The sequence below is a fragment of the Methanobacterium subterraneum genome (assembly GCF_002813695.1).
Lineage (GTDB): Archaea > Methanobacteriota > Methanobacteria > Methanobacteriales > Methanobacteriaceae > Methanobacterium > Methanobacterium subterraneum.
The window spans coordinates 2403376-2415929 of record NZ_CP017768.1 but is presented as its reverse complement, the minus strand read 5'-3'; the positions used below and the strand labels follow the sequence as shown (position 1 = coordinate 2415929).

Below are 12554 nucleotides of genomic sequence, written 5' to 3'. Positions count from 1 at the left end.
GGTTAGATTATTATTGCATTTAATTGCATCGAGTATGGATCTCCACTCCGAAATATGGATACATGTGGACGAATTACCAATGAAAGAATTACTAATGGAAATAAAGGGAAGTAAATTTATATGTTATAAAATCATCTTATTAATTAAAAAGAAACTGATTGATTCTGAAAAACTAGTATTAAGAGGATAAATATGCGCCGAGTATACGTTTTATTTATGTTATGTATCATAGTAGTGTCGGTTTCTGGTTGCACCCATGATGACTTAGATCCACTGAATTACACACCTTCATCTTCCAATAACAGTAGCTCCAGTTCCACTGCAGTTCCAAGCACTACCACTACCACCAGTTCATCCAACTCCAACAGTCCCCACGCGGAGGTAAGTGGTAAGTGTTACAAGGTGGTGGATGGAGATACCATAGATGTGGAGGGAGTGGGTAGAGTGCGCTTTGTAGGGGTTAACACTCCAGAAAGGGGAGATTCCGGTTATCAGGAAGCCAAGGAATACGTTAAAAATATGTGTCTGGGTAAAACCGTGGGCCTGGATATTGATGATGCTAAGAACAAGGACAAGTATGACCGTACACTGGCCGTGGTCTACGTGGGTGGTGTGAACCTCAACCAGGAGCTCTTGAAGAAGGGTTATGCTGAGGTGATGTATATTCCCCCATCGGAGTTCAATCCTTATAAATGGACATAATAATTGAATAAACTACCATTATGCCCCTAATAATATTGATTAAGTGTATTTGTAATTTAATTATAGTTTAGAAAGCATACCATAAATTAAAATAGAATTTATATATCAAAATAGGATGTATAGCGTTGGAATTAGATTATAATCCTTAATAATATCAAAAATAAGGGATTATGAAGAAAAAAAATCTGAATTAGTTTATAATATGATAATTAAGGAGTGAACCTATAGTACTCCCCATCAGTAAGCTTAATTTTCTTTATAATTCCCTTATTTTCCAGGGAGGTTACCAGATTGTACATGCCGATGCTGCTTAACTCCAATTCCGCGTAGAGGAAAGTGCCCTCCAGCAATGTCCTGGAAATGTTCCCGGATTCATCCACCAATTTTTGAATTAACTCCATGGCCTTCAGTTCCTTTTCCGAGAACTGTTCCTCCAGTTCAACTTCTACTGCTTCTTCATGAGCATCTGTTAACTCATCATCCTTGTCGTTGCTGAGGTTAGCTTCTCCTTCCTTAGGGAGAACCTTTTCTATTTCTACAATACCCTCAGGAGTTTCTACACCAACCGCCGGCTGATCATTATCATCCCTATTTTCCACATCAGGAGTACCAATACCCATGTCCTCAGTATTTGAAGTTAGGGCATTGTCCATGGCCCATTGATCACTGTCTGGTGAACTTGTATCTTCAACGGTTACCTTTGAAGAATCCACTATAGGGATTTCCTTTAACTGTGTCTCTCCTTGAACAGCTCCGCCTTCACCACTGCCCCTGTTTTCTTCCAGGAGAATTACACCATCCTGGAGGGATATGTAATTTCCCTTCTCCAAGTATTCTAAAATGGGGTTAAGGTCTTCTTCAGTTGTGTCCAGGTCCAGTTTCAGGATTTTGTAGGGAACTCCTCCATGGTATTCTGCACTGAAGTATTTGATGCCGTTTAAGACCCTTTTCTGTTGGGATGTGAGGATGTTCATATCTATAGTTTGGTTCCTCCCTATTAAATAAATAAAGTTTTAAATTAAGGAGTTACATATAATTGGTGATGCTCAATTACTATTACCTGCTTATTTATCCCAAAAACTTACAAAAAACCTTTTATATTTATTTTGGAGGATTAAATGCTGGATTCACTTTATGAAAAGGCCTTGAAAAAGAGAGATGACATCCAACAAAAAGTAGAGGAAATTGGATACTCCCAAGTAGATGCTTCCAGGCAATGGGTTGATCACCCCCTGGAAGAAAATACTCAGGAGGTGAGTATTGCTGCCGGTGATGGTAGCATAAATAAACGTAAATTTTTACCATTCATATTCTATGCCATTGATGCAGAAGGCATAATACACACCCCCCATGGCCTTGGAAGGATTGAAAGCTCTGAGATCGATATCATATCCCATCATAAATATGTTGATGACCGTTTAAGGAGTTACATGGGCATATTTGAAATTAAAAATGCCCTGAGGATGTTTGCAGAATATGATGTTGATTTATTCCTCTTTGATGGATCCATCTTAGGGAACCTCATCAGACCATTCCCCATTGAAAGAGAACTCAAAGAACAGGTGAAAGAGAGGATAAGGGAAAAATATCTACCCATCCTCGAAGAAGAGATAAGGAGTTCTGATGTGAAAATAACCTCCTCAAAACTTGAGGATTTGATTGCATCAGAATTTAAAGACAACCCAGAACCAATGATCTATCTGGAAAACCTGGAGAACCTGCTGGTTATCAGCACGCTAATGGAACAAAAACAAAAAATAGTGGCAATCTCCAAAACATCTACCAGTACTGAATACTTTGGTTCGAAAATACCGGACATGGCTATATTTGATATGCACAGTAAGAAACAGGGATATTCCCAACCCCGACATTCCAATGTCTCCGGGGTTAAAAGGGATTTCCCAGTTAGAAATGATTTTCTGAAGAGTTTGATCTTTACTATTTTCTATGCCAGACTGGAGGATCATAAAAACATTCTGAAGTTTGAATTACCGTACTACGCTACTGAAGAGGATATAAAAGAGTTGCTGAAAAGTATAAAGAAGATCAGCGCCGAAGGATATCCTTTATTATTAAAAAAAGCTCATAATGACGTGGTTATCCGTAAAAATGATCTTATGAACCTTTCAAAGATAATTGGGTTCCTGGAGAAGAGTGGGAGGGAAATGTTAAATGAATGAAGTTATTGGAAGATGCATAGGTGAAACCTCACTGGTGGATTTGAGTTTCGTGTCCAAGAAAATGCCCAGGGTGGGTGCATACGTCTCCCTTAAATATGATGGTAAAAACGTGCTGGGGATGATTGAATCACTGGTAAGAGGTAGTGTTTCCATTAATGATCAAATCTACGACCCTTTAACCATTGAAAAAATTAAGGCAATTGAAGGTGACGACCATTACGTAAAGGGAACAGTTAAGATACTGGGAGATATTAATGATGATCTTCGCATTCCCCGTACACCAGCACCACCAGGAACCGAGATACAGGTTGCTGATTCACAGATACTGAAGAGGATATTCAAGGTGGACCGGTATGGTTTGAAACTTGGAAACCTCATAACCCAGAAAGAAGTGGGTATAGAAGTGGATATCAACAAAATGGTGACCAGACACCTGGCAGTCCTGGCCATGACCGGTGCCGGGAAGTCAAATACAGTTTCAGTCATTGTAGATGGCCTCCTGAAGGTTAATGGGAGTGTTCTGATATTTGACATGCACTCCGAGTATGTGAACACTGATTTTGGGAAGGATAAGGTTAATGTAATGCATCCCCAGATCAACCCCCTCTACCTCTCCTTTGGTGAGATTAAAAAGTTAGCCAACATACCCCCCAATGCCTATGTCCAGGAAAGGTACTTTTTAAAAGCATATAAATCCGCGCGTAACAGCCTAATACAGAGTTCAACTACTGGTAAAGATTTCATTACCCTAATCATAAGTAAATTAGAAGGATGGTTAGCTGAATCCGAGGATCCCGAGGCTAAATCCACTAATTCCGGGGATAAAAAATCAATAGCCGATGTCTTAAACAAACTGGACCATATGCGGGATAAATACGGGAACATACTCAGTCTGGAGGCAAAGGATATTATTGGCAGTTTGAAGGTGGGGAAGGCTAATATTCTGGATCTGGGTTCGGTGGATGAGTTTGCCTCGGATGTGGTGGTTAGCCATATTCTCCGAAACGTTTTAAAGAGCCGTAAAGAGTTTTTAAGAAGTGGGGAGGGTTTGGAGTTTCCCATATTTTTGATCCTGGAAGAAGCCCATATTCTGGCTCCTCAGAATAGGAAAACAGAATCTAAACTGTGGATAAGTAGAATTGCCCGTGAGGGGCGTAAGTTTTCAGTGGGACTGTGTCTGGTGAGCCAGAGCCCTAAATCCTTGGATTCCGATGCCCTTTCCCAAGCTAATAATATGATAATTCTGCGCCTGGTGGAGCCCACTGACCAGAGCCATGTGCAACGGGCCAGTGAAAGTTTGAGTGATGACCTGATAGCTCAACTTCCCTCCCTGAATATTGGGGAGGCCATAGTGCTGGGTTTAATGACTCGCATCCCCACCCTGATTAAGATAGATGAATTCCAGGGGAAAATCACAGGTGGAGACCTTAACATTGTGGAGGAATGGTCAAAATCCCATAAAAAAGAGGAAAAACTCCTTGAAGAACAGAAAATGGAATATGAGGATTTGGGAGGAGATTACTGATGCAATTTGCCCATTTAGCTGATACTCATATGGGTTACCGCCAGTATGGACTTGCAGAACGGGAAAATGACTTTTTTGAGGTTTTTGATCAGGCTATTGAGGAAGTAGTAAGTGAAAGGCCTGATTTTGCCATTCACTCTGGTGATCTATTCGAGTATTCAAGACCCCCAACCAGGGCCCTGTTAACTGCACAAAAGGGTATTTTAAGGTTGAAAGAAGCAAAAATTCCAATATATGCCATTGCCGGTAACCATGATGTTGTGATGCGTAAAAATGCCCTTCCCCCCAAATTTTATTTAAAGACTTTGGTTTGAATCTCATAAGTCCCCGTAACCCATATTATATCGAAAAGGATGTTTTCATTGGGGGTGCACCCTACACATCCAAGTACCATTCCAAACAATTAATTGAACGCCTGGAAGATATTGAAAAGTCCTCCAAAACATATGAAAAGCGAATTCTGGTGCTTCATCAGGGAATCGATCGTTACATTCCCTATGAATATGAGCTTAAAATTGGGGATGTGCCTCAGAGTTTCAACTACTGTGCCTTTGGCCACATCCACGAAAGGGTGGTGGATGACTTTGGGGAGGGGAAATTGGCATACCCTGGTTCCACAGAGATATGGCGATCCAACGAGGTTGAAGGTTATAAAAAGAACGGTAAAGGATTTTATCTGGTGGATATCAATGGAGATATGCCTGAAATCGAAAATATTGACCTTAAACTTCCCAGGGAATTTATAAAAGAAACCATCAAGTACAGCCGGCTCCAGGATGAGCTATCACGAATTAATGAATATATCAACAGCCTTCAAAAGAAGCCCATGCTAATGGTGACTGTGGAAGGGGGAAATTTCAGCCGTTCCGAGATTTATGAAACTTTAAATCAGGCTTTATCAGATTCATGCCTGGCACTGAGGTCTAACTACCGGCCCACTATAGTTGAAGATGAAAAAAATCCTTTTGAAGATGGGAAAGAAGCTCTGGATATTAAAAAGATGATTGAATATAATCTCAAGGATTTTAACAACCAGCAGATTAATGAACTGGCAACCGGACTCTTGAGAGAGTTATCTGATGGTGATCTAAAGACTGCAGAAGATATGGTCCGGAATTTCTACGAGGAGTTATATGATCATTGAAAGTCTCCATATGAAGAACTTCAAATCTCACCAGGATACCAGTATCGATTTTGATACTGGCATATCAATAATATTAGGTGGAAATGGTGCGGGTAAGTCCAGTATCCTGGAAGCAGTGAGTTTTGGACTCTTTAAACAATACACCAGTAAAAAAATTGAACAACTTATAACCATTGGCCAGAAAAGGATGTCCGTAGAGATCCAGTTCACTAGCCATGGTCGAACCTACCGGGTACTGCGGGAACGGAGTAAAACATCATCTAAAGCCATTATGAAGATTAAAGAGGGTGGAAGATTCCAGTCACTAGTTTCAGGAGATAGGCAGGTGACAATGGAAGTTCAAAACCTTTTGGATATGGATGGAGATCTGTTCCTCAACGCAGTCTATGTTCGGCAGGGAGAGATAGCTGATCTCATTGAGAAAACTTCATCAGAAAAGAAGCAAATGATTGGAAGGCTTTTGGGTATTGATTCCCTGGAAAAGGCCTGGAAAAATATAAAAATCATCCTGGACAGATACAAAGAAGAAAAAATCCGACTAGAGGGCAGGATAGAATCCTCTGAAGGCTTGAAGGATGAATTTCAGACCAAAAAACATAAGCAAAAGGAATTATCCATCCAAATTAAAGATATCAATCTTAAAAGAGAGGAAAATATCATTGAATCTGATCTGCTCAGGGAAAAGAAGGAAATTCTAGATAGAAGGAGTCTAGAATTTGAAAAATCCACCACCATCCTGAAATCCAAGACAGACTTCCTTGAACAGCTTGAAAAAACCAAAAAAGATCTGGATAACCAGTTAAGTGAAATTATCATTAAAGAAGAGGAAATTAATCGTGTGAAACCACGTTTAAAGAAACTTGAAGTTTTAAAAAATCTTCAGGATAGGATTAAAGAGTTAAAGGATCTGCAAAAAGATGAAAAAAAAATAGTTAAGATCCAGGATGACATTGAACATTTTAGAGATATTTTGAATGAAAATGAACAGTATTACAATGATTACTCTCGTTTAGACGATGAAATTAATAATTTGCAGTATGCCAAGGACCAGTTTGAAGGAAGCCGCGTACTTATTCAGCAGTACAGAGAAAGAAGGTCCAAAGTTGAGGTTAAAATCAACCAGTCCCTGGAGAAGATAAATCGTGTTCTAGAAAAAAACAACCAGATCCTGAGTACTGAATTTGAATCTGTGGAAGAATTCCAGGATCATTTATCCACCTTCAAACCTCAATTAGAGGAGGAAATCCAGGATGCTTCTGAATCTATTCAGGAGTTAAAAAGGGAATTATCAAACCTGCAAGTTAAAAGTGAGAACCTGGATAAACCTATAAAGGAACTGGAACGGGTTAAAGAGCTTTGTCCAATCTGTAAATCTACCATCACTCCTCAGAAGAGAGATGAACTGATAACAGATTACCAGTCGGAACTAGAAAACAACCATCAAAGATCTGAGATTTTGAAGGAAAAATTGAAAGGAATTGAGGATAAAAAAAAGAACTTGGACACCCAGCATTTCCGGATTCAAAGTATAAATCTTGGGATCTTGAATGAATATCTGAAATCCGTGGATGAAAACCGGCAGGAAATTAAAAACATTAATTCCAATCTCAAGGAACTGGATGAGAAGATGGTTATCCTGGAGAAAATTGAAAAGGATATTGCCCAGAATAAATCTAAACTTCAGGATATTAAAGGAAATTATGAGAAGTATCTAGCTGCTCGTGGTTCTCTGGAATCCCTTGGAGATTATGAAGAACATTTGTCCGGTTTAGATGAAATTAAAGCATCCATAAGAGAGTTGAAGAAGAAGATCAGCATTCTCATGGAAATTGCCGGGGACAGTATGGAAAACCTCCCTGGAGAAATAGCTTACCTGGAAGATTTGAGTAAAAAATACCAGCACTTAATGGGTGAAATCAGCCAGAAAGACTCACTCCTCCGACGGATGGATGAAAACCAGAGGCTAATACTAGATACCCTTGAAGAGTTGAAAGAAGTCCAAAAAGTGGTTGAAGATTCCAAGTACAATAAAGAATCCCATGAAAGGGTTAAGAAGGAATGGGAGTTGAAAAACGAGGAGTTGATGGATCTCAGTGGCCAGAAGCAGTTACTAGTTGGCCAACTCCACCAACTATCAGATTCTATCCAAACCATAAAAGAGAAACTGAACTCCCTCCAGGAATATGAAACAGAATTAAAGAATTTGAAGGATTTTTTGAAACTTTTAAATCTTATCCGGGATATTTATGGTAAGGATGGTGTTCAGAAGGATTTGAGAAACCTATCCAGACCGCTTATTGAAGAGAAAACGCGGGAGTTGTTTGAGAAGTTCAACTTCGAATACTCCGATGTAAGACTGGATGAGGATTACGATGTGACTATCTATGGTCCTGGTGGTGAAAGCAGTCTGGACATGATCAGTGGGGGTGAAAAAATAGCAGTGGCCCTTGCTCTGAGGTTGGGGATAACCCAGGTACTCTCTGGAGGTAGTTTAGAGATGATCATGCTGGATGAACCCACCATCCACCTTGATGCCTATCGTCGGCAGGAACTGATTGATCTATTGAAAAGAATGTCCATTATACCCCAGATGATTATTGTTACCCATGATGCGGATCTGGAGGATGCTGCTGATAACATCATGAAGATCGAAAAAGAAGAGGGTAATTCATTTCTGGCGGAATCTTAAACATTCTCCATTATTTAATTTGGTTTTTTTAATTTGGAATTTATTTCAACAGAATTTCACCCACATTACTCCCCCTATAACCTTAACCCCAGCCCCAATATCTGGAATCCTTTTCCATGTGTCCAGCCATGTCCTAAGTAAACATCTAATGCATTGATAATGAAAAGGGCAACTCCAATTAGGTTTAAGGTTAGTCCAATTTTAGAGTAGTTAATTTTCATGTTAAAAGGGGGATTTGAGAGAATAGGTAAATACAATTTTTGGTCTTATTGGATTTGATAAAAAAAGTGGGGAAGATGTTTGGTCATCTTCAGCCACCATTCTCCACATCTTTCTTTTCCCCTCTCCACCAGGATACAAAGACCCCTATAAAACACAGGGCAGTGAATACAACGAAACAGAGCTGTATACTTTCCAGTAACGCGGGGTACTGGTCAGGAGTTAGCTGAACCCTTCCAATAAATAATGAAAAGACCAGGGTGGCTATTCCAATACTCATGGTCTGGCCTATGAGTCTCATAGTGCTCACTGTGGCTGAGGCCACTCCGTAGAATCTGCGCTCCACTGATCCCATGATCACGTTGGTGTTGGGGGATGAGAAGAGTCCGAATCCCAGTCCCAGAACTCCCAATCCTATGATTATATCATTGAGGGGAGTGTTACCGTCGATGAAGGTTAAGGTGAAGAGGGCCAAGGTAACAGTGGCCATACCCGTGGTGGCAATGAGCCGGGCATCGAAACGGTCCGACATCCTACCGGCAATTGGAGCGGTAATGGCCATGATTATGGGCTGAGCCACCAGGATAAGTCCGGCGGCCTGTGGTTCCAGCCCTTTAATGAATTGCAAGTAGTAACTCAGAAGTAAAGTTACAGCGAACGTGGCACTGTAATTTATAAGTGCTGCTAAGCTGGAGAAGGTGAATGCAGTGTTTTTGAACAATCTGACATTGAATACTGGACTTTTAGCCTTGAGTTCCCATCTAATAAATGCAACAAATCCCACGATTCCCAGTATTAGCATGGCCCATCCGTCTATCTGTGGTAAGCTAGAGAACCCGTACATCACCAGGAACAGCATTAAACTGTAGAGTATGGAACCCACATAGTCAAATTTTTCTCCCCGGGATGCAGCCCATTCATCATTGAGTTTCCAGAATACAATGGCGGTAACCAGCAGCCCGAATGGTATCATCAATAAAAATAGACTTCTCCAACCTAAGTACTGGGTCATCAACCCCCCTAAAACTGGGCCGAATGATAATCCAACGTAAACTGCGGCTACGTTAATTCCAATGGCCTTTCCACGGTGATGGGGCGGGTAGACTGAACTGATTATGGCCAGTCCAGTTACAAAGATCATTGCCGAACCAATACCCTGAAGTATCCTTGAACCAATCAGAGTATAAGCAGTGGGAGATAGTGCGCATAACAGTGAAGCCACAGTAAACAGGATGATACCATAAGTGAATATCTTCTTCATACCATGGATATCCGCCACTCGGCCGAATGGTACTGCGAATATGGCTGCTGCCAGCAAGAATCCGTTAGTTACCCAGTTCAAGATTATAGCATCTGCACCGAAGTCCAGTCCAATGGAGGGCAGGGCTATGTTCACTGATGAACCCATGAAAGGTGTGAAAAATGAAGCTATGGTAGCTGCTAAAAGTGCAGCGATTTTAATATCATTACTAACTATAGGGGTGCTAACATTAGGGGTCATTAATTCACCAGACCTTATATTTCTAAAAATCCATTATAAATTTGGATTAATAAATAATAATACTAATTGTTTTAAACTGGTAGATAAGTATTAATAAAAAAAATTCACAAAAAAATAAAAAAAAAATAGGGGAGGATGTGTCTGAGGCAAACTCAGACAATGTTGTGTTTCTGTAAGAGGAGTAATTCCTCGGTGGAAACTTTTTTACCCTCTAGGAACTTACGGTAGATTTCCTCGGCTTTCTCCTTTTCCTCAGAGTTTTTCTTACGCACGATTTCATCTTCGGCACTTCGTTCCTTGGCTTTAACTCGGTCCATACCTTTGTTGGCTTTCCTTATTTTACCAAAGGTGGCTTTAACCTCGTCATGGACTTTGTTTGCGTTTTCCCGGGTTTCTATGAACTTTTGGTGGGCGGCATCTGCCTGGTTACGGATTTCATCGATGTTGCGGAAGTATTCCAGCATTTTCTCGTGGGTTTCCTGTGCCTGGTCCGATAACTCCACCACTTTAGCATGATGGCCTTCAGAAACTTCTTTGTGTTTTAAAGCTTCACTACGACTTTCTTCGTCTTCTTGCATACCTTGAAGCTTTTTACGAAGATCCGTAACCTTTTTAACCAGTTCATTTTCTTTTCGGATGTCCAGAACTCGGGTTTCAATGGTTTTTTCCAGACGTTTTATTTCATCCTCAATCTGGACAGCTTCCCTTCTTCCGGAAGTCCATTCCATTTTCTTGTAGGCCTGATGGGCTTCATCCCGTAGTTTTTTGTACTTCTTAACTTCCTGGTTAATCTGATCCCTTTCATCCCTGTATTTCAGGGCATTATCCAGGTTTCCTCTTATTTGGGAGTTAAGTTCGTCACGTTCCTGACGGAAGACTTTAGCCTCATCATTTAGCTTGTCCCTTTTAGTTGTGAGTTCTTTGAGGGTCTTTTCCAGATCCTTTTTCTTGGATAAAAGTTCAGGGAAGCTCTCCTTAGGCTCTTCTTCTGCCTTTTTGGAAGCTTTTTCTGAACCTTCATCAAATATTTCCAGTAACTCTTTTAGGTCCTTTTTCTCAACGATGACGTCGGCTATTTCTTTTAGGACTGGTTTAGCGTTGAATGCTATTCCTAGACCTGCTTCTTCCAGCATGGAAACATCATTGGCACCATCACCCACTGCAGCACATTCTTCAGCTGATAGTTTTTCCAGTTTCATCAGTTCCTGAAGAATTTCTTTTTTAGAGCCATCTATCAGCGGACCGGTTACTTCACCGGTTAAAACACCATCTTCTTCCTGGAGTGTGTTGGAATACACATAGTCCAGGTCAAGTTCGTCTTTCATGCGCTGGGCAATACAATCAAAACTGCCAGTTATGGTTGCTATTTTGTAACCCCTCTTTTTGAGCTCTTTAACGCTGTCTTTTGCCCCTTCCATAAGGGGAATTTCCAGCATTACCTTGTTGATATCTTCAACAGGTGCTCCTTTCAAGAGTGAAACTCTTTGTTTCAGGGCTGTTCCAAAATCTATTTTTCCTTCCATTGCTTGACTGGTTATTTTGGAAATTTCTTCTTCTACTCCAGTCAATTTTGCCATCTCGTCTATGACTTCACCGTCAATTAGGACGTTATCAAGATCAAATGCGATAAGTTTAATCAAAAGATCACCAAATACTACTTAAAAAGATGAATTATAATAAATCTAATTCAGATAACCTTTCTTTCGTTTTTTCTACACCAAGTTGTGCGTCTGTTATTGTTTTTGCACCGGTACATACTACCTTTCCAGACCCGAATAATAGTAATACTACTTTAGGTTCACCCAATCGGTAAACCAATCCAGGGAATTGTTCAGGTTCGTACTCTGTGTTTTCTAAGTCCAGGGCTACTGCCTCCAAATTGAGAGTTTTTTCTAAATTTGCAGAAGCAACTATGTTTTGGACTTTTATTTCGAATTCGTGGGGTATATCAGGGTCAAGGGTGCGCATCTTGTCTACTGCTATGTGTATAGCCTTCTTAGAGTCCTCTATGGACTTGGCTCCGGTGCACACCAATTTACCGGATCCGAATATGAGGGCTGCGGTTTTAGGTTCTTTAAGTTTGTAGACTAATCCTGGGAATTGTTCAAGATTATATTCTACACCTTCCAGCGCTGGTGCGACTTGGGGAAGGTCTACGGACTTTCCGAGCGTTGCGGAAGCCACTATGTTCTCCACTTTGATTTCAACTTTTGTCATCTAACATCCTCCCATGGTTGTTTGTATAACCATGTGCTTTTTATTCTTTTATAAAAGGCTTTATATAAATTATATAAATGACCGTGAATTGGACATAAAAATAGTTAGTTTTATACTACCAATTTTTTATAAAAAGACTCATTAATCTCACTTATCATCTAGATTTGTTCATGACTATATATATTAGTTTCCTGATTTTGGTTATTGAAAAATTCTATTGATGATATATTTTACCCCTGAAAATTCATAGCTCAATTCTCTGCTGTAAAGCTTGGACAGAATAGAATTAATAAGTTTTTCTTAAACATGTGTAAAATAATTCACATTAATAAACCTATGGTCCCCTAGCCAAACTAAACATATTAAATAATATTGGA

The 12554-nt window shown here is 40.1% G+C and carries 10 protein-coding genes; 6 read left to right on the top strand and 4 right to left on the bottom strand.

Annotated elements, in window-relative coordinates; translation table 11 throughout:
- Positions 1–192: 192 nt before the first annotated feature.
- Complete coding sequence (locus tag BK009_RS11765; RefSeq protein WP_100909646.1) at positions 193–702, top strand: thermonuclease family protein; 510 nt, start codon at positions 193–195, stop codon at positions 700–702.
- A 209-nt stretch (positions 703–911) separates the two neighbouring features.
- Here BK009_RS11765 and BK009_RS11760 read toward each other — a convergent pair whose 3' ends face one another.
- On the bottom strand, positions 912–1676 hold the full coding sequence (locus BK009_RS11760) for a hypothetical protein (RefSeq protein WP_100909645.1): 765 nt from the start codon (positions 1674–1676) through the stop codon (positions 912–914).
- 144 nt (positions 1677–1820) lie between these two features.
- On the opposite strand from BK009_RS11760, the gene BK009_RS11755 reads away from it, so the two are divergent.
- Genes BK009_RS11755 through BK009_RS11740 form a run of 5 tightly spaced genes read left to right on the top strand, consistent with a single transcriptional unit; the run spans position 1821 to position 8240 of the window.
- Complete coding sequence (locus BK009_RS11755; RefSeq protein ID WP_100909644.1) at positions 1821–2882, top strand: DNA double-strand break repair nuclease NurA; 1062 nt, start codon at positions 1821–1823, stop codon at positions 2880–2882.
- On the top strand, positions 2875–4407 hold the full coding sequence (locus BK009_RS11750; protein ID WP_100909643.1) for a helicase HerA domain-containing protein: 1533 nt from the start codon (positions 2875–2877) through the stop codon (positions 4405–4407). The genes BK009_RS11755 and BK009_RS11750 overlap by 8 nt, the downstream gene beginning before the upstream one ends.
- Complete coding sequence (locus tag BK009_RS12745) at positions 4407–4721, top strand: DNA repair exonuclease (protein ID WP_236950992.1); 315 nt, start codon at positions 4407–4409, stop codon at positions 4719–4721. The genes BK009_RS11750 and BK009_RS12745 overlap by 1 nt, the downstream gene beginning before the upstream one ends.
- Positions 4718–5551, top strand: a complete 834-nt coding sequence (locus BK009_RS11745) for a metallophosphoesterase family protein (protein WP_236950991.1) — start codon at positions 4718–4720, stop codon at positions 5549–5551. Before BK009_RS12745 ends, BK009_RS11745 begins: the two co-directional genes overlap by 4 nt.
- Complete coding sequence (locus tag BK009_RS11740) at positions 5541–8240, top strand: AAA family ATPase (protein WP_100909642.1); 2700 nt, start codon at positions 5541–5543, stop codon at positions 8238–8240. Before BK009_RS11745 ends, BK009_RS11740 begins: the two co-directional genes overlap by 11 nt.
- 310 nt (positions 8241–8550) lie before the next feature.
- Here BK009_RS11740 and BK009_RS11735 read toward each other — a convergent pair whose 3' ends face one another.
- The 3 genes from BK009_RS11735 to BK009_RS11725 all read right to left on the bottom strand — a co-directional run bounded on the left by BK009_RS11735 (position 8551) and on the right by BK009_RS11725 (position 12177).
- Complete coding sequence (locus tag BK009_RS11735) at positions 8551–9960, bottom strand: MFS transporter (RefSeq protein ID WP_100904864.1); 1410 nt, start codon at positions 9958–9960, stop codon at positions 8551–8553.
- A gap of 152 nt (positions 9961–10112) precedes the next feature.
- Positions 10113–11600, bottom strand: coding sequence for a phosphoserine phosphatase SerB (serB, locus tag BK009_RS11730; RefSeq protein WP_100909641.1), 1488 nt, complete (start codon positions 11598–11600; stop codon positions 10113–10115).
- 31 nt (positions 11601–11631) lie between these two features.
- Positions 11632–12177, bottom strand: a complete 546-nt coding sequence (locus tag BK009_RS11725; RefSeq protein WP_100904866.1) for a TATA-box-binding protein — start codon at positions 12175–12177, stop codon at positions 11632–11634.
- Between the last annotated feature and the right edge of the window lie 377 nt (positions 12178–12554).

Coding starts and splice junctions, on each gene's coding strand:
- BK009_RS11765 (WP_100909646.1), top strand. CDS start 193: ATGCGCCGAGTATACGTTTTATTTATGTTATGTATCATAGTAGTGTCG.
- BK009_RS11760 (WP_100909645.1), bottom strand. CDS start 1,676: ATGAACATCCTCACATCCCAACAGAAAAGGGTCTTAAACGGCATCAAA.
- BK009_RS11755 (WP_100909644.1), top strand. CDS start 1,821: ATGCTGGATTCACTTTATGAAAAGGCCTTGAAAAAGAGAGATGACATC.
- BK009_RS11750 (WP_100909643.1), top strand. CDS start 2,875: ATGAATGAAGTTATTGGAAGATGCATAGGTGAAACCTCACTGGTGGAT.
- BK009_RS12745 (WP_236950992.1), top strand. CDS start 4,407: ATGCAATTTGCCCATTTAGCTGATACTCATATGGGTTACCGCCAGTAT.
- BK009_RS11740 (WP_100909642.1), top strand. CDS start 5,541: ATGATCATTGAAAGTCTCCATATGAAGAACTTCAAATCTCACCAGGAT.
- BK009_RS11735 (WP_100904864.1), bottom strand. CDS start 9,960: ATGACCCCTAATGTTAGCACCCCTATAGTTAGTAATGATATTAAAATC.
- BK009_RS11725 (WP_100904866.1), bottom strand. CDS start 12,177: ATGACAAAAGTTGAAATCAAAGTGGAGAACATAGTGGCTTCCGCAACG.